Below are 25,349 nucleotides of genomic sequence, written 5' to 3' on the forward strand. Positions count from 1 at the left end.
GTGGCGAATGCTTTGAGATACGCGTTGGTGATCGCGGTATTCGGTGCCGGCTTGAGCTTGACCGGAATTGGTATGTCATCATGAGAGAAGCGCGATTCAACTTGAGGAGTAAAGATATTTACCAAGTCCGGTTCGTCTAACGACAAGCAGAGGGAAAGTCATCCGTGCTGACTTTTCCTCTTATCTCTTCACTAAGGACACGATTTCTGGCAAACCTTGGACACCTAACACTGTCATATTCCGGCCAATATGGGTTGGCAGTAACACGGATATGCTCAACCGAACCGGAATCTCGACACCTAAAGCGCAATCGTTAACTCCGAAATTGGCGGGCGGGCCGGAACGCCAGCTTCGGAAGCCCTCCCCGATGTCCCTTGCGGACTTGCGCAGCAAATACCGCAGCACCTTTCTTCTTAGCGGTCCCGCTTCAAAGCGCGAAGTGGCTTTAACGTTCGACGACGCGCCCGACGCGAACTTTACTCCGAAGGTATTGGATGCCTTAAAAAAAGAAGGCGTAAAGGCAACCTTTTTTGTCGTCGGAAACCGGGTCGAAGCCCATCCGGATATCGTAAGGCGCATGGTTCAGGAAGGGCATGTGATCGGGAACCATTCGTACAGCCACGCCAACCTCCCCAAGTTGTCGAACTCCGCCTTTCGGGAAGAAATCACGAAAACGGACAGCCTGATCAGGACATACACCGGGTATACCCCTCATCTTGTAAGACCTCCATACGGAAATATCGATGAGGATCAAATCCGTTGGCTGAGCAGCCAGCACAAAAAAATCGTGAACTGGAATGTCGATTCGCTGGATTGGAAAGGGTTAAGCACGGAGCAGGTCGCCACCAACGTTCTCGCGCATGTCCATCCGGGATCGATCGTCCTGCAGCATGCCGCAGGGGGAGCCGGCGAAGATTTGTCGGGGACGGTGAACGCTCTTCCGGAAATGATCAAGAAGCTGAGGGAAGACGGCGTCAAGCTCGTGACCGTTCCCGAGTTGCTTGACATATCGCCTTGAAGGGAACGTGTTCATATTGACCAAACGAACGGATTCCTTTGGGAATCCTTTTTCGCATGGGAAAAAGGGCGGCGCGTTCAAAACAAAGCGGACAGAAGGCGCGCGAACGTTTCCTTCGCCTTCAGGGAAGCCGGCCGTGCTCCGAATTCCTCGGGCTTTATTTCTTCGCATTCGTTCAGATCGCAAAAGAAATCCGCATGCAGGCGGTTGACAACCTGATCGTCAAAGAACATCGCGTTGATCTCATATTGGCCGGTAAAACTGCGCATATCCAGATTGGCGCTGCCAGCGCACGCGACGTCGTCGCACAGGATGACTTTGGCGTGAATGAACCCTTTTTGATATCGGTAAACCCGTACGCCTGCGTCCAGCATTTCCTGAACATAGGACAAGGAAGCCCAGTAGACAAGCTTCGTATCCGGAACGGCAGGAATGACGATGCGGACATCGACTCCGCGCATGGCAGCCGTTTTTAAAGCCAACAATACGCCGGAATCGGGCACAAAATAAGGGGTTTCGATGTAGATTCGCTTCTTCGCGGAAGCGACGAACGTGAAAATAAGCTCGAGAATGGTTTCATCCGGGCCGCTTTTGATGATTTGGATAAGCTCGTTTCCTTGCGCCGGCTGAACGGGATAATAAACCGGATCGGTCAGCAAGCGCCGTTTGACGCAGAACCAATCCTTGGCAAAGGTATACTGAATCCACAACGCCGCATCGCCTTGTATTTTGAAATGGGTATCCCGCCAATAGCCTGTTTTCGCATTCTTTCCCAAATATTCATCGCCGATGTTTAAGCCTCCGATAAAGCCGACTTGTCCGTCCACCACCACGATTTTCCGATGATTGCGATAATTGATTCGCTTGTTCAGGAATGCGGACAACGGGGGAGCGAAGCAACCGGTCTCCACGCCGGCATCCTGCAGCTCCTGCAAATACGTTTTCCGCAATCGATGGCATCCGATCCCGTCATATAAGAGCCGTACCTTCACTCCCTCCTGCGATTTGCGAATGAGCAGTTGTTGAAATTTCTCGCCAAGCCCATCGTCGCGGATGATGTAAAATTCAATGTGGATATGATGTTTCGCCAAGGAAAGGGATTCAAACATCGCCTCAAAGGCTTCCTTCCCTTCCGAATAAACCGTTGTTTGATTGCCTGCGGTAATGGGAAGGAAATTTTGGTTTTGCAGCATCGCATATAAACTGTCGTTGCCGGGCGGCCCGACCGGTTCGAGCGCCATCCGGCGCATGCAACGCTTCGCAATCTGTTCTTTTAGAGGAGCCAGCGTTCGGTTCACTTTGCGGTTTGCGGGATGGAAACGGGAATATTCTTTGGCGACGAATCCATAGGCCACGAAGCCGACAAGCGGAAAAACGTACAGCAAGACAAGCCAGGCGACCGCCTTTTGCGGACGGCAATATTCATTAATGAGAACGACTGCCATTTGGCTGATCATAAGCAAGAGGGCCAAAATAATCCAGAGCAAGGGTATCGTCTCTCCTCCATGGCCGCCAAAGCGTATTTGTGCGCTTAATAAGCATGGGCTCTGATTAACTTGTCCCAAATAAGTTCAAACCCGACATGGGAACTTCCGGTTTGGGATAAAATCGTCCCATATGTACAACCTAACCATGTCATAGGACTGGAAAAAGGAGTTGACCGTTATGGGATACGGCAAGCAAGGCAATTTAATCATCGGCATGGATGTGGGTTCAACCACCGTTAAAGCCACTGTTGTGGATCCCGAAAATAAACAAATCCTGTGGTCGGACTATCAACGCCACCATACGAAACAAGCGGAAAAAGTATTGGACATGCTGGTTGCGATCGGCAATGAATTTCCCGACATCAAACAAGAAAACATCCGCGTCTTTGCGACGGGTTCCGGCAGCGGTCCCATTGCCCCGCATATTGGCGCGAAGTTTGTGCAGGAAGTGAATGCCGTCACCATGGCGGTCGAGCATCTTCATCCGGATGTCGGGAGCGTCATTGAATTAGGGGGACAGGACGCGAAGATCATCATTTTTAAGGAGAACGAGGAGACGGGGAATAAGCAAGCGCTGACCTCCATGAACGACAAGTGCGCATCGGGGACGGGGGCCACCATCGACAAGTGCATGATCAAAGTTGGAATGCCCATGGAAGAAGTGGGAAAGCTGCATTTCGACGACAGCAAGCTGCACCATGTGGCCGCCAAATGCGGGGTGTTCGCGGAAACGGATATCGTCAATCTGGTGAAAAGCGGCATTCCGTCGCCTGAAATCATGTGCTCTTTGGCGGATGCCATCGTCATGCAGAACCTTTCCGTCCTTACACGCGGCAATACGCTGAGGCACCGCGTGCTCCTGCTGGGCGGACCGAATACATATCTGCCTTTCCTGCAAGAATGCTGGCGGAAGCGGATTCCTCAGACTTGGAAGGATCGGGGATATGCTTATCCCGAAGATATGCCCATCGAAGAATTGATTTTTGTGCCCGACAATTCGCAGTACTATGCGGCTTACGGCGCCGTGTTGTTTGGCATGCACGAACCGGCCGGCGTCGGCACCTATTCCGGACTGGAAGGGCTCAAGGAATTTATTGCCCATGGCCGGAAGGCGAAGCTGGGCGAGAAAGCGGGGCCTCCTCTGGTCACCAGCGAGACGGAACTGGATGAATTTCGCCGGCAATATCGCATTCCCCGTTTCACTCCGGCCTCTTTCGCACCTGGGCAGAAGGTGAGAGCCGCGATTGGTCTTGACGGCGGTTCGACTTCCTCCAAAGCCGTTTTGGTCGATGAGCAAGGAACCATCCTGCTGAAGGAATATCAGCTCTCCAAAGGCAATCCGCTTGAAGACACGAAAGAAATGTTGAAGCGGATTCGGGATAAGGTGAAAGACCAGGGAGCCGATTTGGAGATCATCGGTTTTGGCGCGACGGGATATGCCGCGGATGTGCTGGAAAAAACATTAAATGCGGATGTGAATATTGTGGAGACGGTCGCGCACATGATGAGCGCCGTCCATCAATTTGGCGATATCGACGTGATTTGCGACATCGGCGGGCAGGACATCAAGGTCTTGTTTCTGAAAAACGGGGATATCCGCAATTTCAAGCTGTCCAATCAATGTTCCGCCGGGAACGGGATGCTGCTGCAGGCGATGGCGGATCAGTTCGGCATTCCGGTTCAGGAATATGCGGACACCGCCTTCAGCGCCGGCTTAAGTCCTAAATTTTCCTACGGCTGCGCCGTATTTTTGGATGCGGATCGGGTGAATTTTCAGAAGGAGGGTTATTCCAAGGAGGAATTGCTCGCAGGTCTCGCCATGGTGCTGCCGAAAAACGTATGGCAGTACGTCGTGCAGATTCCCCGCATGTCCGAATTGGGGCGGAAATTCGTATTGCAGGGAGGAACCCAATATAATTTGGCTGCGGTCAAGGCGCAGGTCGACTATATCAAACAGCGTGTGCCCGACGCCGAAGTGTACGTTCATCCGCATCCCGGAGAAGCAGGAGCGATCGGGGCCGCCATGGAAACGCTGCGCGTGGTGAAACGGCGGGGGTATTCCACCTTTTTGGGACTGGATACCGCTATTAATCTGCGTTATGTATCGCGTAACGACGAATCGACCCGGTGCAATTTCTGTCCGAACCACTGCAGCCGCACCTTTATCGATTCCGAGACGCCGGACGGAAAAACCGCACGCTACATCTCGGGCTTCAGTTGTGAAAAAGGAACGGTGGAAGACCAAGATGCGGTCGTCAAATTGACCAGGGAGCGGCAAGAACTGAAAAAGCATTATCCAAACCTGGTGGAATACGAAGCACGCCGTATGTTTCAACATTTCTACGATCCGGATCCGCTGCCCGAATCGGATGCGCCGGTGGATGACGCAAGGCTTAAACGTGGTTGGCTTGGGCTTGGCGGAATGCGAAAAGACCGGTACCGCCGACAATTCAAACGCTCTTCAGCCGAGGCCATGGATCGGAGAAGCAAGCTCCGCATCGGGATTCCCCGGGTGCTGAACATTTGGTCTACGGCGCCTTTTTGGCGAACGTATCTCGAGACGCTCGGCGTGGGCCAACGGAACATCGTATTCAGCGACTATACGAGCGAAGAGATGTGGCAGGAAGGGGGCAAATACGGCTCCATCGATCCTTGCTACCCTTCGAAAGTGGCGCAGGCTCATGTGCATAACCTGTTGTTCAAACACCACGAAAAAACGCCGCTCGATTATGTTTTTTTCCCGTGCATCACCCATATTCCAACCCATCTGAACAATGTAATGGATTCCGCCAGCTGCCCGATTGTGGCCGGCGCTCCGAATGTGATCAAGGCTGCCTTCACGAAAGAAGTAAACTTTTTTGCAAATAAAGGGATCGTTTATTTGGATCCGGCGGTTACGTTTACCGAACCGAACCTGTTGAAGAAACAGCTGTATGAGGCATTCGCGGAGCATTTGCAGATCACGGAGGACGAAAGCGACTTTGCCGTGAACCAGGGATGGAAAGCGATGCAGCTGTTTGACGATGAAATGCAGGAGAAGGGCCGCATGATCCTGGAGCAGGTGGAACGGGAAAACCGCCTCGCCATTCTGATGATCGGCCGTCCCTACCACTCCGACCCCGGTCTGAATCACGGCGTTCTGGAGGAATTTCAGGTGCTTGGCTACCCGGTTCTTTCCATGCGGTCCATTCCCAAGGACGAGGCTTGGCTGCGCCGTTTTTTCGAGGGCGACTTGCAGAGCGGCCGGGTGCAATACGCGCTTGAAGTTACGGACGTATGGCCGGAAAACTTCAGTTCCAACAGTGTGCAGAAGGTATGGGCCGCCAAATTCGCCGCCCGCCATCCCCATGTGGCGGTATTGGACCTGTCCAGCTTCAAATGCGGACACGATGCCCCCACTTACGGGCTGATTGACTCCATTATCTCGGCCGCAGGCACTCCGTTCTCGGCGCTGCATGATATTGACGCCAACAAGCCTAGCGGTTCGATCAAAATCCGGGTCAAGACCTACGCGCACAGTCTGGGACTTCATGAAGAGCGGCTGCAGGATTTGGCCCGCAAAAAAGCGGAATTGCAACAACGTCTGGATCAAAAACGCGCCGAATTGCTGGGCAGTCAGCAAAACGAGCGAGCCGGGGTTATCTAGATACTCAAAAAATCAAAAAGGAGCGACACCAAGCATGGCGATTGCCAAAAACAAGGATAAGTCCGAGGATCGGCTGTCCATTGAAGAGAAACTGCTGCTGTATCAAAAGGAACAGGAAAAGGCGTTAGGCTTGGATTAGGCAAACAAGAACCAATGGTTCGATCCCGTCCCCCGCCAATTTCTGTCCAAAGACAAATCCACGACGACCCTGCTGTTCGGGGGACTGACGATGGCCCACGATTATTTGATCGAGGGAGCGCTGCAAGGGCTCGGGTACCGGGTGGAGCATCTGGACTGCCCGGATAACGAATCGCTGCGCTACGGGAAAGAGTTCGGCAATAGGGGACAATGCAACCCGACGTACTTCACCGACGGCAATTTGATCAAGCACCTCCATTACCTTCACGAAGTCGAAGGGAAATCCAAGGAGGAGATTATCCGCAACTACCTGTTCATCACGAGCGGTTCCTGCGGTCCTTGCCGCTTCGGCACCTATGTTACGGAATACCGGAAAGCGCTGCGGGATGCGGGATTTGACGGTTTTCGGGTTCTGCTGTTCCAGCAGACGGACGGCTTGAAACAGGCTACCGGAGGGGAATGTGCCCTGAAATTGAACACGTCGTTTTTCCTCAGCTTTTTGAAAGCCGTTCTGCTGGGGGATATTCTAAACGCGCTGGCTTACCGCATCCGGCCCTATGAAGTGGCGGCCGGTTCGACGGACGCCGCTCTGGAGCGCTGCAAGCAGTATTTGTACGAAGCCTTAAGCAGGCGAAAGCGGCTGAGACCGGCGCTGATTCGATGCCGCAAGGAGCTGCAGGCTGTTCAGGTAGACCGCACCCAGGTGAAGCCGAAAGTAAGCATCATCGGCGAGTTTTGGGCCATGACGACCGAAGGCGACGGCAACTATCAGCTGCAGAGGTTTCTGGAGACCGAGGGAGCGGAGGTTGAGGTACAGTCGGTGACGGCCTGGATCTTGTTCCTCATTTGGTCGGGCCGCTTCGACACCCTGAGGCGAATGAACCTGCGTGAAGCGGATTCCGGAAAATACGGACTGAAAGGAAAAAATCCGGCGCTGCGCCTGCGCATGCTGTGGCTCGCCGACCGCGTCCTCCGCGGCATGTTCCAAAGGTACGCCAAAACCATGGGGCTGTATCATTATCACCTGCCCGACATGGAAGAAATCGCGCGTGTCGCCCATGAACACTACAACAACCATCTGCGCGGCGGAGAAGGCCATATGGAAGTCGGGAAACTGATTCTCAATGTGGTCAAGCGCAAAGTAAATATGACGATTTCCGTCAAGCCATTCGGCTGCATGCCTTCTTCCGGCGTATCCGACGGAGTTCAGTCGCTGATTACCGAGAAATATCCCGACGCGATCTTTCTCCCGATCGAGACAACGGGAGATGGGGCGGTCAACGTTTACAGCCGGATCCAGATGATGCTGTTCAAGGCCAAACAGGCTGCGCAGAAGGAGTTTGAAGAAGCCTTAATGAAAAAAGGTTTGACGGTTCAGCAGCTTGTGAAAGCAGCAGGCCGATCCAAAATAACAAATTCGCTGCATACAAGCCGTCATGTCGTAGCTTGTACAGCGGCAAATGTAATCTATGGCATGCGCGGTATGCCCAACCGATTTACGTTCCATCGAAACAAAGAGGAAATTCAAGGAGTATAGGAGGCTTCCCATATGCCGGAAAACCGTGAAACGGAAATCCATTCGCCCGACCATCCGGAAATCGAACAGCAAAACCTTCCCGAGTTCGAACAATCGACCGTTCACCCGCAAGGGGATGATCCCCAAGCCCGGTCAGACAATCGTTGCGTTACGTAAACGCCTTTACCTCGCACGGTTCGCTGAGATTAAGCCGATCATTCCTTGTTCATGGGAATGCATCGGCTTTTTGTCGTTTCTTCTCCAGCCATGCCTAACTCAACGCGGCAGGCATGAAAAAATTAGTCCATACGCCAATTGTTTGCATATTTGGTGCGTGAACAATCCATACTTAGGAAGAACAACGATGATGCCGAATTTTTCAAAGAGGGGATTGTTATGGGTAAAAAAAAACGTTCTTGAGCCGTTTGCTGCGTGGCAAAAGGCGGCCGCCTGCAAATGACGGATTGCAGGTCAATAATCCGCAGCCCCAAATAGGTTTTTCCGAAAACCTGAACGAAACCCTTCAGCTGCTTCAGGCCGTCTATGCCGATTGTACCGATGTCATTTTTCACGAATTTTTCATTGGCGAACGAACTAAAGCCGTGCTTATCTACATTGATGGTCTTACGCATATCGAAGAGGTCGACCAGCATGTGCTTGCGCCGCTTCAGCAGGATTTCCCTCAAGAGCATACGCTTCCGAACATTCGCAAAAAAATCGCCGTCTCGTCCATCAAAGATGTGCAAAGCGTAGATGATGTCATTGCCGAAATATCCGGCGGAAATCCCGTCCTGTTCATGGAAGGAGAAAACCGGGGATTGTCGCTCGGATTGTCCAAATTTGAGAAACGGTCAATCGAAGAGCCGACGGCCGAGTCGGTTTTGCGGGGGCCAAGGGAAGGCTTCATTGAAACGCTGCGTTCCAATACGGCTTTGCTGCGGCGGAAAGTCCGAAGTCCGAATCTGAAAATCAAATCGTTGAACCTCGGCACGTATTCCGGAACGGCGGTCGCCATTGCTTACATCGAGGGGATTGCGGCTCCCGAATTGGTCGAGGAAGTGATGAGCCGGCTGCGGCGAATCGAGAACGACGGCTTATTGGCGAGCGCTTATATCGAGGAATTTATTGAAGACAATCCGGCGTCTCCTTTTCCTCAGGTTCTTTCGACGGAACGGCCGGATGTGGCAAGCGCCTATTTGCTGGAAGGACATGTCGTCATCATCGCCGACGGAACCCCCAGCGTGCTGATCGCGCCCGTAACCTTTTTTTCCTTGCTGCAATCGCCCGAAGACTATTATGAGCGGTATGTAGTCGGTTCGGCGATCCGTTGGCTGCGTTATCTGTTTTTTGCCATCTCTTTGCTCGGGCCTTCGCTGTACGTCGCCGTTCTTTCGTTTCATCAGGAGATGATTCCGACCACTCTTTTATTAACAGTGGCGCAATCGCGTGAACAAGTACCGTTTCCCGCCCTTGTGGAGGCCGTTCTGATGGAATCCATGTTTGAAGCGCTGCGCGAAGCCGGCGCCAGACTGCCCAAGCAAATCGGATCGGCCGTCAGCATTGTCGGGGCGCTCGTCATCGGTCAAGCGGCCATTGCGGCCGGCATCGTATCCGCTCCGATGGTGATGGTGGTGGCCATTACGGGGATCGCTTCGTTCATGGCGCCCCGGTTTACCGTGGGAATTGCCATCCGGCTCCTTCGCTTCCCCATGATGTTTCTTGCGGGGTTCCTGGGCTTTCTCGGCTTGATCCTGGGAATCATCGTGATTTTGAATCATCTTCTCACCCTTCGTTCTTTCGGGGTTCCCTATTTGTCGCCTTTGGCTCCGATGAAGAGCCGCGAGCTGAAAGACGTGCTTCTGCGGGTACCGCGTTGGATGGCGAACACGCGTCCGCACCTGACCGGAGAATGGAACCCCTATCGGCAAGCTCCCGGACAACGGCCAAGACCCCCTAAAGGGAATAACGGAGGTTAATTCGGAAGGGGATTTTCATGGGTACAACAAAACGAAAAAGCGTTCTTGTCCTGGTTACCCTTTCTATCCATGCGTTATTGCTTGCCGGCTGTTGGGACCGGACGGAACTGAACGATCTGGCCATTATTACGGCAGCCGGTTTGGATCTGACGGAGGATCATCAACTGGAACTGTCCGTCAAAATCTATTTGACGTCCCCTTCCTCATCTTCTCAACAGATGGGAGGGACCTCTGGCCCCGATAAAGGAGCGGCCGGACTGTCGGTTGTTCGTTCGGCGGTAGGCTTGAACATGGCGGATGCGGCATCCCGATTGCAGCAGTTGCTCAGCCGCAGGATGTTTTGGGGGCAGGACGAGGTGTTTGTTTTTGGAGAAAGATTGGCGAAAGAGGGACTTGCCGAACCGATGGAATTCTTGACGAGGCACTACGCTCCGAGGGAACGCGCAAATGTATTCGTCAGCAAAGGCGCTGCGAAAGATGTGCTGCTGCTGAATCCCCCTATTGAACGTTCGGTTGCGGATATGTTGCGGGAAATGTCCAAGTCGCAAACCGGACTGAATGTCAAGATGAAAGAACTGGCGCAAATGATGGCCGGCAGAGCCAAGGCGGCTGTCGTCCCATTGGTGGAGATCGAATCCGAACAGGAAAATCCGACCTCGTTTCCGCTTATTCGTGGAACGGCAGTCTTGAAAAACGGGAAAATGGTCGGGAGCGTGAACGATCGCGCAACCCGCGGAATCATGTGGCTTCGAAATGAAATCAAAGAAGGCACCTTAACCATTTCCCCGAACAACACCAAAGGATATGTTTCTATCCAACTGCTAAGAGCCCATACGGAATTGATTCCGCATATTCAAGGGGACGAATGGAGCATCACCGTCCGAATAAACGCCCGGGACGACATCGTTGAAAATACAACGGATCTCGATCTTTCGAATCCGAAGCATATTAAAAAATTGGAAACGGAATTGGGATACGATATGAAGCAACGCACGGACATGGCCTTGGCAAAGGCGCAAAAAGAATTAAATGCCGATATTTTCCGTTTTGCCGACGCTTTTTACCGCAAATATCCGAAAAAATGGAATGAAAACAAAGATCGCTGGGACGACATTTTTCCTAAGGTGAAAGTCAAGTTGGAGGCCAACCCTAAAATTTCCAGGCCGGGATTGACAGGCAAAAACCTATTTAAGCCGAATCAGAGGTGAGCAAAAAATGGACTGGGCGGCGGTCTTGGGGATTGCAGCGGTTCTGGTTATTATGGTCCGGTACGAATGGCCGCAACTGAAACCGCAAATGAAAAGGGAAAAAACCGCCTATGCTGTTTTAACCGCCGTGGGGGGGGCTCTGGCTTTGTTGCTCGTGTTCTATCCGGAAATGCCGGGACCAACGCAAGGCCTTGATGCCCTGTACAAACCGCTGGTGAAATGGATGGATCATTTTATCGAGAAAAGGAGCGGATAAAAAGATGATCGAAAAAGGGAAAATTTCCGCATCCCAAATGGGAAAGATGCTGTACTTGGCCATCCTCCCTACAGCGATTCTTACTACGCCTGCGATTACGTTCAAATTTGCGAAGCAGGATTTATGGATTTCGCCGATTTGGGCCCTTTGCGGGCTGATCGTCATTTTTGTCTCGTTGCGGCTCCATCGCATGTATCCCGGACTGAATATCGTTCAGGCGTGCGAACGCATCGTCGGCCGGTTTCCCGGAAAAATCATAGGGTTCATTTTCCCGTTATTTTATTTGTATTTCAACGGGATTATCGTACGGGAATACAGCGAATTCGTGGTCGGCGCCTTCCTGATTCGTACCCCTCTTATCGTGGTGTCGGGCAGTATCGTGCTGGTATGCGCCATAGCCGCACGCGGAGGCGTTGAAATTGTGGGAAGGTTTTCCGAGCTCATTTTGCCCGCTTTTATTACGTTATTTTTGCTTATCGTGGTGCCGATCATTCCGGATCTGCAGGTGACGAACATGCTTCCCATCATGCCGGAAGGGATTAGGCCTTCTATTGAGGGGGCCATCGTCCTGCAGACCTGGTTTAGCGAATTTCTCACGGCATCGTTTTTGCTTCCGTTTGTAGCGGATCAAAAAAAGTCGCAAAAAAGCGTCTATATCTCCTTGTTGGCGGTCATCCTGACCCTGATCGTTTCCAATCTGGTGACCCTGCTGCTCCTGGGAGAGTTAACGGGTAATTATACCTATCCCTTTCTGACTGTTGCCAGGTACATCAATTTGGCCGATTTCTTCACCCATTTGGAATCGCTGTTCATGGCCATTTGGGTGTTGGGGGCGTTTGTGAAAATCTGCGTATTTTTTTACGTGACCGTTCTCGGCGCCGCCCAATGGATGAACCTGTCCGATTACCGGCCGATCGTGTTCCCGCTCGGGTTGCTGTTGATTTTGTTCAGCATGTGGGTCGCCCCCAATTTTCAGGAACTGACGCATGCGATCGCCACGTCCGTGACGCTGGCCATTATCACTTTATTCGTGATCATTCCTGGACTGCTGTTCTGCATAGCGTGGGTGAAAAGACGCTTGTGGATCAAGAGCTGATCTTTGGAGTCTAGAGGGAGACTCCTCAAAAAAATATAGCGCTTACACCTAACAATCGTGTCGCTTGAAAGCGTTACCAACCGTGTTACGATACAATTGTAAAACAATCATGGCAGACCAAGCAAAAGGGAGGTTAAACGACAGCATGAGAACGACGATGAACGCCATAGCCGCCGTACTGTTGATCCTTTCGGTAGCGCTTGCAGGCTGTTCGCAACGGCCGAGCGGAGCGGACGGAAGCGCCGGAAGCCAGAGCCCGGCCAGCAGCCCGGCCAATCCGGAAAGCGTTGACGCTTCAAGCGGCGGCGACCAAATCCGGCTTACCGTTTACAGCACGATGAATGAAACGAAAAACCAGGAAATGATGAAAAGCATTGCCGCCGACTTTATGAAAGAAAATCCGAATATTCAAGTCGACTTTCAATTCCCGGGCTCCGAGTACGAGAACATTCTGAAAGTGAAGATGGCGGCGAACGATTTGCCCGACGTATTCGATACCCACGGTTGGGCGGTCATCCGCTACGGCCAATATTTGGCCGATCTCAGAGATGAAGCATGGGTATCGCAATTGACCGATACGATCAAGCCGGTCGTCACCGGCGAGGACGGCAAAGTCCACGCTCTCGTTCTGAGCGAAGCCAAAGACGGCATTACGTACAATGCCGATGTTCTGGAAAAATACGGAATACAGCCGCCGCAAACGTTCGAGGAATTGATGAATGCGGCCGAAAAAATCAAAACCGAAAGCAAAGGCGAAGTATCTCCGTTCTACATGTCCGGCGTCGACAACTACATGATCGGCCAATTCCTCGACCAATATGCGACGTCGCTCTTGATTAGCCCGGAACAGAACGATGCGCAAAGCCTGCTTGACGGGACGTTCGATTGGAACAAATGGACGCCGCTCGCGAAAAGCTTGCTGGAACTGAAAAATAAAGGCTACCTCAACAAAGACGTGCTGACCGCCAAATTCAGCGACATGCCGCAGCGGTTCGCGCAAGGAAAAGTCGCGTTCGTGATCGGCGGACCCTCATTCGCGGACGACGTGTACAAAGTGAACCCGAACGTGAAAATCGGCTATATGCCCGTCACTTCGATGGTGGCCGGCGACAGTCCGAACTTCTCCGGGGGCGAGCGCTATACGATGGGGGCGTGGAAAGACGGCAAACATTTGGCGGAAGCCAAGAAGCTGATCGCCTTTTTCGCCAAGCCCGAAAATATGTCGAAAATCGCGAACGCCACCAAACTGCCGGCCGGATTGAAAAACATCGAATCGAGCCACGAATTTTCATCTTACTACGAGCAATATGCAAACGTACGCGTATTCCCGTACTTCGACCGCGTTTATTTGCCGAACGGCATGTGGGACGTCATGTGCAAAACGGGTACCGCGCTGCTTGCAGGAGGCGTTACGCCGGAACAATTCTCCCAAAAGATGAAATCGGAATATGAACGTCTCCGCAACCAATAATCGGCCGAACGGGAGGGAGAACCCTCCCGTTTGCTCGCCAAGCCACCTTATGCCCAAGGAGGGGATGCCCATATGGCCGCACCGGTTCGGCAAGCTTCGACCGCGCCGCCTGCCAAAGCGGGTTATGTCAAAAGGCTCGTCCGCAGCGGCGCGCCGCTGAATTTGCTATACGCACCGGCGCTTCTTCTTTTTGCCGTGTTTATTTTTTATCCGTTCCTGAAAGGCATTCAAATCTCGTTTACGAATTGGAACGGCTACAACCAGGACTTCAAGTGGATCGGCTTCGGCAACTATTCCCGCCTGCTTGCCGATCCGGATATCAAAACCGTTGTCAAAAACACGTTCATCTACGGGATCGGCAGCACGATTTTGCAGAACGTGGTCGGCTTGCTTTATGCGCTCTTGCTGAACACGAGCATCCGCACGCGCGGCGTCGTCCGAACGGTTGTCTATTTGCCGGTGATCATAAGCGCCCTGATTATGGGCTATATATGGTACTTCTTCTTTCAATACGACGGCGGGGCGATTAACGACATTTTGCTGCTGTTCCAGGACCAGCCCGCGAATCTGCTCGGCAATCCGAAAGCGAACGTATGGGTCATTACGTTCGTCAATACGTTTCAGTATCTGGGCATCGCCATGGTGCTGTTTCTGGCCGGATTGCAGTCGATTCCGAAAGAGTACGACGAAGCCGCTACGATCGACGGCGCGGGTCCCGTATCGAGGTTCTTCCGCGTGACGTGGCCCTTGCTGGCGCCGTCGTTCACCGTCAGCATGGTGCTCAATCTGATCGGCGGCTTGAAGCTGTTCGATGTGATCGCGGCCATGACAAACAGCGGTCCCGGCTATGCGTCCGCGTCGCTTTCCACGATGATGTACCTGCTCTATTTCGGCCGCGAAGATGCGGGTTACGCAGCCACGATCGGCGTGCTCATGTTTGTCATCATATCCGTGATCAGCATCGCGGCTCTTGTAATGTTAAGAAGACGGGAGGTATCGGCATGACAGGCAAAAGCAAAACCGGGTGGCTGACCTTCCTTTCGGTCCTGATTTGTTTGATTCATCTGCTGCCGTTTTACATTTTGATCACGACCTCGTTCAAGGCCCGCGACGACTTGAGCTCCAAGTGGGTGCTTCCCGGCTATCTGTACCTGGACAATTTCGTCAACGCCTGGCGCGAAGCCCATCTGGCCGCCGCCTTCCGCAATAATCTCATCGTCACTGCGCTCTCCGTCCTCTTGATCGTCCTGATCGGTTCGGTCGCGGCTTATCCGCTGGCCCGGCGGCAAACAAGCTGGAACAAGTTCGTCTATGCGCTGTTCGTGTCGGCCTTGATCGTGCCGCCGCTCACCATTTTGGTGCCGCTGTACAAATATATGGTCGATATCGGGGGCATGAACACGTACTGGGGCATCGTCCTGCTGCATGTCACGTTCAACTTGCCGATGACGATTTTCCTCTATACCGGATTTATCGGCACGATACCGCGCGATTTGGACGAAGCGTCCATGATCGACGGCGCCGGAAGGCTCGCCTTGTTTTACCGGATCATTCTGCCGCTGCTGAAGCCGATCACGGCGACGGTGGTCATCTTGACCGGCGTGGCCGTTTGGAACGACTATCAATTCTCCGTCTTTTTCCTGCAAAAGCTAGAGCTGCGCACGTTTACGGTCGCCTTGTCCAGCTTTTTCGGCTCATACACGAACGAAATCGGCTGGGTGGCCGCGGGGTCGCTGATCGGCGCGCTGCCGATGGCCGCGATCTACTTGTTCCTGCAGCGGTATTTCATTACGGGACTTTCGTCCGGCGCGGTCAAAGGTTAGTTTCCGGATTTCCGGGACGAGGCGCATCCGCTAAAATGGTGGAGAGAAGACGGCCATCCATAAGGAGGAGCGCATGCTGCAATCGATCCGGTTCAAATTGTCGATGCTCTTTCTCGCCACGGTTGTCATCCCCGTCGCCGCTCTCGTGGTCACGCTTCCGTCCTATTATCAAAAGCTGATCACGAAGCAGGCGTCCTCCTTGACGGAAGGGACGCTGACCGCGCTGACGCTCCAAATCGAGACCTATCTGGACGACTTGGAGCGCATGACGATCGCCCCCTACCTGAACGATGAAGTGATGAGAGCGTTAAAGGCCAAGACGTCGTCCCAATGGCATTCGCTTACCCCGTACCAGCAATGGTATGCGGATCAGCAGCTTTATTCGACATTGCCGAATTACTTGAAAAATATGCGTCAGGATATTTTGGGCACGATTCTGCTGCCGATGGACGGCACCGTCTACGTGACGTCGCCAAACGGCTACACGAACCAGGCGGTCAAAGGGTTTCCGTTCGAAAAGCAGGACTGGTATATCAAGGCGCTGGAGGCCGATGGAAAGGTCGCGTTCATCAGCGCGCATATGCAGGACTATTTGATTGACGGGGGAGAGAGGGTGTTCTCCGTTGCCCGCCTGATCAAGGACCCCGATTCGCGGCGTCCGCTCGGCGTCATGATGGCCGATGCGGATACGATCGTGCTGGAACGGATGATTCGCGGGATCAAGCTCACCTCCGGCTCGATCGCGGCGATCCTGGACGACAAGAAAAAGATCATCTATGCCAGCAGCCCGCTGCCCGCCGAGATGCAGCGCCAATTGGCGGCCGGGGGGAACGTACTGGCCGATGCGAAGGACCGTTATTCGGTTGTAAGCAAGACGGTCAGCCGGTCCGGCTGGCAGATCGTCGTCCTGTTTCCCGAATCGGCGATAAAAAGCCAGCTCGAACGAATCTATTGGGTCGGCTTTTATGTCGCCGTATCCGGCCTGATCGTGATGCTGCTGCTCTACTTTACCGTTTCGCGCTGGCTGACGAATCCGTTCAAGAAGATGGTGCGCGTCATGAAAAGGGTGCAGCGCGGCGATTTGAACACGTTCTATCCGGTGCGGGGCAAAGACGAGGTCGCCCAGCTCGGCAGCCATTTGAATACGATGATCGCCCGGCTCGGCGAACTGATCGACAGGGAGTTCCGCGCGGAGCTAAGCAGGCGAAACGCCGAATATCGGGCGCTGCAGGCGCAAATTCAGCCGCATTTTCTGTATAATACGTTAAACAGCTTGATCGGGTTGAACCGTACGGGGCAGAGCGTTTTGCTCGAAAGGGCGATTCTGGCGCTCAGCGGCATGCTGCGGTATACGCTTGATCGACACGACACGGTGCGGCTTAAGGATGAGCTGGATTTTATCGCCAAATACGCCGAGCTCCAGCAAATCCGGTTTGCCGAAAAGCTGGACGTCCGAATCGATTGCGATCCGAGAACGGAAAACGCGCGCATTCCGAAGCTGCTGCTTCAGCCGATCGTCGAAAATGCGATCATTCACGGCGTCGAACCGAGCGCCGAGCCTTGCACGCTCACCGTTGAAACGTCGGTCGAGCCGTTCGGCGAAGGCGGCGCCTGCATCGGCATCCGCATTGCCGACAACGGAGCGGGTTTCGATCCGGGCCGGACACGCCAAGGCATAGGCTTGACCAACGTCCGGGAACGACTGAAATTCGCGTATAAGGAAGCGGTCATGCACGTAAGCTCGGCTGTCGGCCGCGGCACGCTCGTCCGCATACAAATTCCGCTAAAGGATGTGAACGGAGAGTGAACCTGGTCATCGCCGATGACGAAAGCCTCGTCAGAGCCGCCCTGACAAGCATGATCAAGGAGATGGAAGCGGCGTGGAGTATTGCCGGCGAAGCCGCAAACGGCGAGGAACTGCTGGAACTGGTCGCCGAACATAAGCCGGACATCGCCATCGTAGACCTCCGCATGCCGAAGATGGACGGACTGGAAGCGATCCGCGCCGGCAAAGCCCTGTCTCCGCTGACCAAATGGATCATTCTGAGCGGCTTCTCCGATTTCGCTTATGCGCAGCAGGCGTTAAAGCTCGGCGTCTCGGACTATTTGCTGAAGCCGGTCGCGCAGGCGGAACTGGAGAAGACGCTGCTTAATCTTTACAAGGACAACAAAGAATATATCCGTTTGCTGAATCAGCAGTTTGAGAACCATTTGTCTGCCCTTTGCAACGGCCTCGCTTCGCTCAGGTACGAGGAACGGGACAGCATGTTTTTCCGCGGCCGCTTTGCCGGCTGGATATTCGTCTTGGACGCGCCGCATCCCGCAAACCGCGTGTCCGCATTGGAATGCGAGTTCTACGAAGAGCTGCGCCGGATCGCGGATCGGCATCTCGCCTACGGCATGAATGCGGCGGTGCTCTCGCTGCCGAGCGGGAAGATTGCCGCCGCGGCGGCGTGGGATCCGGAGAAAGGGCGGTCCGGCGAAGAGAGCGTCAGCCGCTTCTTCGGCAAGGTCAAGGAAGCGGCGGAGAAGCGGCGCAATCCGGAGATGATGATGACCGTGCTGAAGACGGACGAATGCGCGGGCTTTGAAGCGATGAACCGCCAGTTGCAGCAGTTGATGCAGTGGACGGAGCTCCGGGCTCTCTTCGGCATCGGCAGGCATGTGGCTTATTCGGAAGCCGCCAGGGTAGCGGGCGATCCGGAAAAGCTGAAAGCGAGCCGGCTGCTCTCCGCCATCGCGGAGCATGTGCAGAACCGGATGCATCTGCAGGTTCAGCACGCCATTGGCAGCCTGGAAACGCTGCTGGAAGCATCCCCCCTTGCCGAACAGCCCTGCATCCGGCAAGCTGCCCGTCTGTTCATCCGCTATACGATCGGGCTCGAACTGCCGGGACAGGCGCCGGCTTCCGAGACGATCGAAGCGCTTCGCAAGTTCGGGGAACGCTTGCTTCGGGAAGCCAAAGAGCCGGTGCCGGCCAATCTCGCGGATCAGGTGATTCAATATATCGAGCAGCGTTACATGGACGATATCGGCATCGGGCAAATCGCAGGCGAGCTTAACGTTTCGGCCGCTTACTTAAGCACGCTGTTTCACAAGAAAACCGGCGTGACCTTCGTCAAATATTTGACGCGCATCCGCATGTACAAAGCAAAGGAACTGCTGCTGAACACCAATCTGCAAATCAAGCAGGTCGCCGAACGTGTCGGCTATTATAGCACGCGCCATTTTACGAAGCTGTTTACGGAAATGTTCGGATGCTATCCCTCGGAAATCCGCAAAATCGAGCAGAACCGGTTCCCTCGCGAATAAAAATCATATTGCGGTTTGTTTGAAAGAGAAGCTTCAGCCGCCGGCATGAGGCTTTTTTGCGTTTTGCATGGTCAGGGCCGGGCAACGTTTGCAAATGTATAAAACTGGAGACCGGTAGAAATCATATGTTTGGACATGGAAAGAAAAAGGTGATTATCATTCCGCAAATCAACACCGGCAATAAAATTACGCTGTTTCAAGCCTATATCCTGATTATGATGGCTGTCGGCATTTTGAATCACGTCATCATTGTTCCGATATTGCTGACAGCCGCAAAGCGAGACGCGTGGCTATCCGTCCTGGTTACATTGGCGGTCGCTCCGGTCTGGGTCGCTTGTCTATCCTATATTATCAAAGACATGAACGGCACTCCGTTCAGGGTTTGGCTGGCAAGGCAGTTTGGAAAAACGTTGGCCAGGATGATGCTGCTCATCTTTTCGGCCTACTTGTTTTTCATGGGAATCATTTCGTTGAAAGATACGGTAACCTGGACCGTGGCCTCCTATTTGCCGCAAACGCCGGTTTTGGCGATCGTGCTCGCGACCGTCATCGGCTGCGTGTTGGCGGCCAACGCCGGTTTGCGTTCCTTGGCCATCCTGGCCGGCATTCTGCTGCCCGTGGTGATTGTGCTTGGCGAATTTGTCATGTCCGCAAATTTTAAGTACAAAGATTACCATCTGTTGTTTCCCGTCATGGAATTTGGCATGACGCCGATTTTGAATGGGATGGTTTACGCTGCCGGAGGGCATCTGGAACTGATGGGCTTGCTTTTTTTCCAGGAACACTTGTCCAAGCGTCCCAAGTTCGGCAGCCTGATGATCGTCAGCGTTCTGTTGGCCGGTCTGATCCTGGGACCGCTGATGGGGGCCATTGCCATCTTTGGGCCGGACGCGGCGGCCGAGCAGCGTTACCCCGCTTTCGAACAGTGGCGTATGGTACAGCTCGGACAATACTTGGCCCATTTAGACTTTTTTTCTATTTACCAATGGCTTTCAGGCACGTTTATTCGGGTATCGCTGGCGCTGTTCTTGATGGTTGACATCTGGAAACCCAGAAACCGTTGGACTTGGCTAGCTGCCGCGGGGTTGGCCATGATCGTGGCGATTATATGGCCTCTCAGCGACGCCCGTTTTCTGAACCTGCTTAGAGACGTGTATTTTCCGGTTTTTGTTTGCGTTTCCCTGGGATTGACCGCGCTGTTTGTCATCAAAGTCTCGATAGCCAGAATCAGGAGAAGGTGAAATCCAATGGTCCGCCAATCTCTGTTCACCCAAATGCTCAAAAGGTTGATCGCCAAATCGAATCCGCCCGGGAAACGGGAAACCGCGGACCGCCCGCCGATATCGGCCAAGATGTCGGCGGCTCCGGAAGCCGCCGACATCTTGGATTTGTTCAGCCGATGCGGCGACGTCAAGCATCATTTTTACGTATTGAAGCCGGATGATCCCGAGTCGACGGTTCTGTTCGTCAATTGCGAAAGTTTAAGCGATAATCAACTCATGCTTCACGAGGTGGTTCTTCCCCGCCTGAGCCTGTTTTACGAAACGCATGGTTTTAAGGACGCCAATCTGTTGAAGAAAGAGAGCCAGTTGCAGCTGGAGATTTTCCCGGAAGAGGATTGGCAAAGCCAAACCGAGCAGCAGGCGTTTGAAGGCAAACTTATCCTGTACATTCCCGCCCTTCGCGTTATCGGCTCCGTTGACATTGCCTTAACGCCATCCCGAAATCCGGAGGATTCGAATATTGACGTTTCGGTCCGGGGACCCAGAGACGGTTTTGTAGAGGAGGTTTCGACCAATATCGCGCTGATCCGCAAACGGATTCGGTCGGTCTCTCTGGCATCCGAGATGACCACGATCGGCAAACGCACGAAGACGAAAATCGCCTTATTGTATATGTACGATATTGCGGATCCCAAGATCATTCAAGAGGTAAAGCGGCAGCTTCAGACCATCGACATGGATGGAGTCATCAGCGCGACGCAACTGGAGGAACTGCTGTCGCCATCATTCTCCTTGTTTCCGCTGATGCTTTATACGGGCCGGCCGGATTTTGCGGCGACCTGTTTGCTGAACGGCCGTTTTGTCCTGCTGGTGGACGGCACTCCTGCCGCCCTGGTCGCCCCGGCTACCTTGACCATGGTGCTGAAAACGCCGGAGGACAACCATATTTCGTGGTTTTCCGCATCCTTCGGGCAAACGATCCGCTTGCTGGGATTGGTCGTTTCATTGCTGCTGCCCGGATTTTGGGTTGCGCTTTTGGCTCATCATCAGGACCAAATCCCCTTTTTTCTGCTGGCCACCATTACGGTGAATCGGCTGGGGATTCCGCTTTCCATTACCCAGGAAATGTTGCTCGCCTTGATATTCCTTGAAATCTTAAGGGAAGCCAGCGTCCGGCTTTCGCCTTCGATCGGTTCGACGCTGACGGTTGTCGGCGGCCTGATCATCGGCGACGCCGCCATTCGGGCCGGGTTTCTGTCTCCGGCAATCGTCGTCATCGGGGCGATTACACAGGTATTCGGCGCCACGGTTGCCAACGTATCCCTGATCGGAACAGTGAGCACGTTGCGGTTCTTTATTTTTTTTCTGGCCGCCATGTTCGGGCTTTACGGATTTTTTCTGGCCGTATTCGTGCTGCTCATTCGTTTGTCAAGTTTGCAGTCCTACGGCGTGCCGTATTTGGCGCCGTTTTCCCCGATGTTTTTCAAGGATATCGCACACGCCTTTTTCCGGATGCCATGGATATGGAGAAAAAGAAGGCCGACGTATTTGCATCCGGACGATTCGACAAGCGGGGGAGAAGATAAGAAATGAAGCGCCTGAAAGCGCTGTTCGCGCTGCTTTTGATGCTTGCCGCGACCACCGGCTGCTGGAGCAGTCGGGAGATCCAAAACGTAAATTATCCTGCCGCCATCGGCGTCGATTACGAAGAAGGAAATTATATCGTGTATGTGCAGTTGCTGGATTTCTCCTCGGTCGCCAAGCTGGAAGGACAGCAAAAAAAGGAAGAGACGCCTGTCTGGGTCGGCAAAGGGATCGGAAAGTCGTTTACGGATGCGGTGAATCATTTGTATGAAACTTCGCAGCAACACGTGACGTGGGGGCATGTCGAAGCGGTTGTTTTCAGCGAACGCATTTTGAAACTAGACAGATACCGGGAAGCGTTGGAATTGATCGACCGGTACCGGGAAATCCGTTATTTGATTTGGGCATACAGCACCAGGGAATCGCTTGATGAGGTGCTTAGCGTCACCCCGTTTTTCAGATTGTCGCCGAAGTCTTCGATCTTGCATAATCCGGTCGAGCATTACCGGCAGCGTTCCATGGTGCGTCCGATCAGGCTGTACGAGTTCATCATGGCGTTGGAAGAAAAGCCGCGCACGGCCTATTTGCCCTCCCTGAAAATCAATCGCACCCAATGGAAAGAAAGCAGGCAAGAACACGCCCTGTTGGAGTACGACGGTTTGCATCTGTTTCATTGTAATCGGCCTGCGGTTCACATGAAACTGGCCGAACTGGAAGGGGTCCCGTGGGTGAACAACAGCACGGTCCGCATATCGCTTTCAATCGGCCGCGGCGACGAATTGGCCGCCGTGCTTGTGATGGAAGCGCCGGAAATCGACATCAGGCACACGATCCGGAACGGTCGTGCGTATTTCGACATCAACGTGAACGTTAAAGCCGTAATCAACGAGCAGTTTGAAGAAATGACCGAGGGCGAACTGGCGAAGATGGCCGGACAAAAAATCGAAGAACAAATTCGAAACACCTACACGAAAGCCTATCGGCGGAAGGTGGATATTTATAATTTGGGCGAAACGCTTTATCGGCATAATCCGGCCGCGTTTCATCGGCTGGCGGACGAGAATCAGTTTGTTTTGCACGAAGACGCTTTGCGCAATGTTCATGTCAACGTTCACTTAACCAGTACCGGCAGATACAAATTCCACTCCGGTATAAAGTGATGGCGATTCGGAACGGTAACTGTCATTCCCCGCGATCTTTTGCCGGCCGTCCGGCTGCCGCGGCCTATTGACATATAGGGTGGGGGGGTATATGATAAGGGCAATCAAAATATAGGGTGCCGGGGTATTCTGTCATCAGAGAAAACTGTATTTTGCAAGGAGTGAACGCTCATGGAATCGGCAGCATCGTTTGCAACCAGGCAGACCTCGCCGGAAGCGGACGGCAAGGCGGTCGCCCGTTTCAAGCTGGAAGGCATGACCTGCGCCGCATGCGCGAACCGGATCGAGAAGGGTCTGGGCAAGCTGGCCGGCGTGACGAGCGCTTCCGTCAACTTCGCCATGGAAACGGCGCAGGTCGAATACGTGCCGGGAGAAGTCTCGGTCGAAGACATGCGGAACAAAGTGAAGCAACTTGGCTACGAAGCGATCCCGGAGCGGCCGGACGCGCAAACGCCGGACCGCCGCGACCGGCTGGCGCGGCAAAAACGGAAGCTGCTCGTTTCGGCCGTTCTCTCGTTTCCGCTGCTGTGGAGCATGGTCGCGCATTTCTCGCTTGCATCCTGGATTTACGTGCCGGACCTGCTGATGAACCCGTGGTTTCAGCTTGCGGTTGCGACACCGGTTCAATTTTATATCGGCATGCCTTTTTATGCGGGCGCCTACAAAGCCCTGAGAAACCGCAGCGCCAACATGGACGTGCTGGTCGCCCTCGGAACTTCGGCCGCGTATTTCTACAGCCTGTATTTAACGCTCGATTGGGCTGCGCACGGCGGCGGAGCGCATCATATGCCTCCCCTGTATTACGAGACGAGCGCGATCCTGATCACGCTGGTCGTGATGGGGAAGCTGTTCGAGTCGCTCGCCAAAGGGCGGACCTCCGCCGCCATTTACGCTTTGATGAAATTGCAGGCGAAGACGGCCGTCGTGCTGCGCGGCGGCGAGGAGCGGACCGTGCCGGTCGAGGAAGTCGTGCCGGGAGACATCGTGCTGGTCCGTCCCGGCGACAACATTCCGGTGGACGGCACGGTGGCGGAAGGCGAATCGACGGTCGACGAGTCGATGCTGACGGGCGAAAGCCTTCCCGTGTTCAAAACGGCCGGCGACCCCGTTTACGGCGCGACGATCAACAAGAACGGCGCCCTTCGGATTCGGGCGACCAAGATCGGCAAAGACGCGGCGCTGGCGCAAATCATTAAGGTCGTCGAGGAAGCCCAAGGCTCGAAAGCGCCCATTCAGCGGATCGCGGACGTCATATCGGGCATCTTCGTCCCGATTGTGGTCGGCATCGCGGCTTTGGTGTTCATCGTCTGGTATTGGCTCGCCGCGCCCGGCGAACTGGCGACCGCGTTGAAAAACGCGATCGCGGTTCTGGTCATCGCTTGTCCCTGCGCGCTCGGCCTGGCGACGCCGACCTCCATTATGGCAGGCTCCGGCCGTGCGGCCGAGCTCGGCGTCCTGTTCAAGGGCGGGGAGCATTTGGAGCAAACCCATAAAATCGACACCGTCGTGTTGGACAAAACCGGCACCATCACCAGCGGGAAGCCGGAGTTGACGGATGTGCTGGCGGAAGGGGACGAGGCGGAATTTCTCCGGCTTGTCGCCGCCGCGGAAAAAAATTCCGGGCACCCTTTGGCGGAGGCGATCGTGGCCGGCGCCCGGGCGAGAAACCTCGAGATTCCGGACGCGGCCTCCTTCGAAGCGCTTCCCGGCTATGGCGTGAAGGCGACGATCGAAGGCAAAGAGCTGCTGGTCGGCACTCGCAGGCTGATGGAGAAATACGGAGTTGCGGATGCGGCGCGCGCCTATGATACGATGGCCAAGCTGGAGGAAGCGGGCAAGACGGCGATGGTCGCGGCGATCGGCAACCGCTATGCGGGGATCGTCGCGGTCGCCGACACGATCAAGCAAACGTCGAAAGCCGCCGTCGCCCGTCTGAAGGAGATGGGCATCGAAGTCATCATGCTCACGGGGGACAACGAGCGTACGGCGAAAGCGATCGCGCGGCAAGCCGGCATCGAACAGGTGCGCGCGCAAGTGCTTCCGGAGCAAAAGGCGGCGGAAGTGAGGAAGCTGCAATCGATCGGCCGAAGGGTCGCGATGGTCGGGGACGGCATCAACGACGCGCCGGCGCTCGCGGCGGCGGACGTCGGGATGGCGGTCGGCACCGGCAGCGATATCGCGATCGAAACGGCGGACGTGACGCTCATGCGCGGAGACCTGAACAGCATCGCCGACGCCATCGAGATGAGCCGCCTGACGATGCGCAACATCCGGCAAAATCTGTTCTGGGCGCTCGGCTACAACACGCTGGGGATTCCGGTTGCCGCCCTGGGGCTGCTCGCGCCTTGGGTGGCCGGCGCGGCGATGGCGCTAAGCTCCGTTTCCGTCGTGCTGAACGCGCTTCGCTTGCAGCGCGCAAGCTTGCGCCGGTAAAG

At 54.3% G+C, this 25,349-nt stretch carries 18 protein-coding genes and 1 pseudogene; 18 read left to right on the top strand and 1 reads right to left on the bottom strand.

What is annotated here, in order from left to right; genetic code table 11:
- A partial coding sequence (locus F560_RS25970) for a DUF5348 domain-containing protein (RefSeq protein ID WP_019006641.1) occupies window positions 1-140 on the top strand: 140 nt, incomplete at its 5' end.
- A gap of 170 nt (window positions 141-310) precedes the next feature.
- Window positions 311-1,018 (top strand): annotated as a pseudogene (locus tag F560_RS0115395) (polysaccharide deacetylase family protein); the annotation flags it as partial.
- Window positions 1,019-1,095: 77 nt separating this feature from the next.
- On the opposite strand, the gene cls reads toward F560_RS0115395, so the two are convergent.
- Window positions 1,096-2,505 (bottom strand): cardiolipin synthase, encoded by a 1,410-nt coding sequence (gene cls / locus F560_RS0115400; RefSeq protein WP_019006643.1) that lies wholly within the window; start codon window positions 2,503-2,505, stop codon window positions 1,096-1,098.
- A 178-nt stretch (window positions 2,506-2,683) separates the two neighbouring features.
- On the opposite strand from cls, the gene F560_RS0115405 reads away from it, so the two are divergent.
- From F560_RS0115405 to F560_RS0115480, 16 genes are all read left to right on the top strand, one after another.
- Window positions 2,684-6,151, top strand: coding sequence for a BadF/BadG/BcrA/BcrD ATPase family protein (locus F560_RS0115405; RefSeq protein WP_019006644.1), 3,468 nt, complete (start codon window positions 2,684-2,686; stop codon window positions 6,149-6,151).
- Between the two features lie 229 nt (window positions 6,152-6,380).
- Window positions 6,381-7,826, top strand: coding sequence for a hypothetical protein (locus tag F560_RS24230; RefSeq protein WP_019006646.1), 1,446 nt, complete (start codon window positions 6,381-6,383; stop codon window positions 7,824-7,826).
- A gap of 12 nt (window positions 7,827-7,838) precedes the next feature.
- The gene (locus tag F560_RS25630) at window positions 7,839-7,982 is read left to right on the top strand and encodes a hypothetical protein (RefSeq protein ID WP_019006647.1); all 144 of its coding nucleotides are present in this window, start codon (window positions 7,839-7,841) and stop codon (window positions 7,980-7,982) included.
- A gap of 287 nt (window positions 7,983-8,269) precedes the next feature.
- Window positions 8,270-9,781, top strand: a complete 1,512-nt coding sequence (locus F560_RS0115420) for a spore germination protein (protein WP_019006649.1) — start codon at window positions 8,270-8,272, stop codon at window positions 9,779-9,781.
- 17 nt (window positions 9,782-9,798) lie between these two features.
- Entirely contained in the window at window positions 9,799-10,989 is a 1,191-nt protein-coding gene (locus tag F560_RS0115425; RefSeq protein ID WP_019006650.1) for a Ger(x)C family spore germination protein, read from the top strand.
- A gap of 7 nt (window positions 10,990-10,996) precedes the next feature.
- Window positions 10,997-11,245, top strand: coding sequence for a hypothetical protein (locus F560_RS0115430; protein ID WP_019006651.1), 249 nt, complete (start codon window positions 10,997-10,999; stop codon window positions 11,243-11,245).
- A 4-nt stretch (window positions 11,246-11,249) separates the two neighbouring features.
- On the top strand, window positions 11,250-12,341 hold the full coding sequence (locus F560_RS0115435; RefSeq protein WP_019006652.1) for a GerAB/ArcD/ProY family transporter: 1,092 nt from the start codon (window positions 11,250-11,252) through the stop codon (window positions 12,339-12,341).
- Between the two features lie 145 nt (window positions 12,342-12,486).
- The gene (locus F560_RS0115440; protein ID WP_019006653.1) at window positions 12,487-13,812 is read left to right on the top strand and encodes an ABC transporter substrate-binding protein; all 1,326 of its coding nucleotides are present in this window, start codon (window positions 12,487-12,489) and stop codon (window positions 13,810-13,812) included.
- 72 nt (window positions 13,813-13,884) lie between these two features.
- Entirely contained in the window at window positions 13,885-14,817 is a 933-nt protein-coding gene (locus tag F560_RS0115445) for a carbohydrate ABC transporter permease (protein WP_019006654.1), read from the top strand.
- Window positions 14,814-15,635: a carbohydrate ABC transporter permease gene (locus tag F560_RS0115450; protein ID WP_019006655.1), complete on the top strand. Its 822-nt coding sequence runs from the start codon at window positions 14,814-14,816 to the stop codon at window positions 15,633-15,635. The genes F560_RS0115445 and F560_RS0115450 overlap by 4 nt, the downstream gene beginning before the upstream one ends.
- A 73-nt stretch (window positions 15,636-15,708) precedes the next feature.
- Window positions 15,709-17,442, top strand: coding sequence for a cache domain-containing sensor histidine kinase (locus tag F560_RS0115455; RefSeq protein WP_019006656.1), 1,734 nt, complete (start codon window positions 15,709-15,711; stop codon window positions 17,440-17,442).
- On the top strand, window positions 17,439-18,947 hold the full coding sequence (locus F560_RS0115460; RefSeq protein ID WP_019006657.1) for a response regulator transcription factor: 1,509 nt from the start codon (window positions 17,439-17,441) through the stop codon (window positions 18,945-18,947). Before F560_RS0115455 ends, F560_RS0115460 begins: the two co-directional genes overlap by 4 nt.
- A gap of 149 nt (window positions 18,948-19,096) precedes the next feature.
- Complete coding sequence (locus F560_RS0115465) at window positions 19,097-20,188, top strand: GerAB/ArcD/ProY family transporter (protein ID WP_026298325.1); 1,092 nt, start codon at window positions 19,097-19,099, stop codon at window positions 20,186-20,188.
- Between the two features lie 6 nt (window positions 20,189-20,194).
- Complete coding sequence (locus tag F560_RS23400) at window positions 20,195-21,763, top strand: spore germination protein (protein WP_019006659.1); 1,569 nt, start codon at window positions 20,195-20,197, stop codon at window positions 21,761-21,763.
- Window positions 21,760-22,914: a Ger(x)C family spore germination protein gene (locus F560_RS0115475; RefSeq protein ID WP_019006660.1), complete on the top strand. Its 1,155-nt coding sequence runs from the start codon at window positions 21,760-21,762 to the stop codon at window positions 22,912-22,914. The genes F560_RS23400 and F560_RS0115475 overlap by 4 nt, the downstream gene beginning before the upstream one ends.
- A gap of 171 nt (window positions 22,915-23,085) precedes the next feature.
- Window positions 23,086-25,347: a heavy metal translocating P-type ATPase gene (locus tag F560_RS0115480; RefSeq protein ID WP_019006661.1), complete on the top strand. Its 2,262-nt coding sequence runs from the start codon at window positions 23,086-23,088 to the stop codon at window positions 25,345-25,347.
- Window positions 25,348-25,349 lie beyond the last annotated feature (2 nt).

The organism is Cohnella laeviribosi DSM 21336 (assembly GCF_000378425.1).
GTDB lineage: Bacteria > Bacillota > Bacilli > Paenibacillales > Paenibacillaceae > Cohnella > Cohnella laeviribosi.

What these genes read in the sequence shown, in the direction of transcription:
- F560_RS0115480 (WP_019006661.1), top strand. Translation starts at nt 23,086, where the DNA reads ATGGAATCGGCAGCATCGTTTGCAACCAGGCAGACCTCGCCGGAAGCG.
- F560_RS0115445 (WP_019006654.1), top strand. Translation starts at nt 13,885, where the DNA reads ATGGCCGCACCGGTTCGGCAAGCTTCGACCGCGCCGCCTGCCAAAGCG.
- F560_RS0115475 (WP_019006660.1), top strand. Translation starts at nt 21,760, where the DNA reads ATGAAGCGCCTGAAAGCGCTGTTCGCGCTGCTTTTGATGCTTGCCGCG.
- F560_RS0115440 (WP_019006653.1), top strand. Translation starts at nt 12,487, where the DNA reads ATGAGAACGACGATGAACGCCATAGCCGCCGTACTGTTGATCCTTTCG.
- F560_RS25630 (WP_019006647.1), top strand. Translation starts at nt 7,839, where the DNA reads ATGCCGGAAAACCGTGAAACGGAAATCCATTCGCCCGACCATCCGGAA.
- F560_RS0115450 (WP_019006655.1), top strand. Translation starts at nt 14,814, where the DNA reads ATGACAGGCAAAAGCAAAACCGGGTGGCTGACCTTCCTTTCGGTCCTG.
- F560_RS0115405 (WP_019006644.1), top strand. Translation starts at nt 2,684, where the DNA reads ATGGGATACGGCAAGCAAGGCAATTTAATCATCGGCATGGATGTGGGT.
- F560_RS0115430 (WP_019006651.1), top strand. Translation starts at nt 10,997, where the DNA reads ATGGACTGGGCGGCGGTCTTGGGGATTGCAGCGGTTCTGGTTATTATG.
- F560_RS24230 (WP_019006646.1), top strand. Translation starts at nt 6,381, where the DNA reads ATGGCCCACGATTATTTGATCGAGGGAGCGCTGCAAGGGCTCGGGTAC.
- F560_RS0115435 (WP_019006652.1), top strand. Translation starts at nt 11,250, where the DNA reads ATGATCGAAAAAGGGAAAATTTCCGCATCCCAAATGGGAAAGATGCTG.
- F560_RS0115425 (WP_019006650.1), top strand. Translation starts at nt 9,799, where the DNA reads ATGGGTACAACAAAACGAAAAAGCGTTCTTGTCCTGGTTACCCTTTCT.
- F560_RS23400 (WP_019006659.1), top strand. Translation starts at nt 20,195, where the DNA reads ATGGTCCGCCAATCTCTGTTCACCCAAATGCTCAAAAGGTTGATCGCC.
- F560_RS0115455 (WP_019006656.1), top strand. Translation starts at nt 15,709, where the DNA reads ATGCTGCAATCGATCCGGTTCAAATTGTCGATGCTCTTTCTCGCCACG.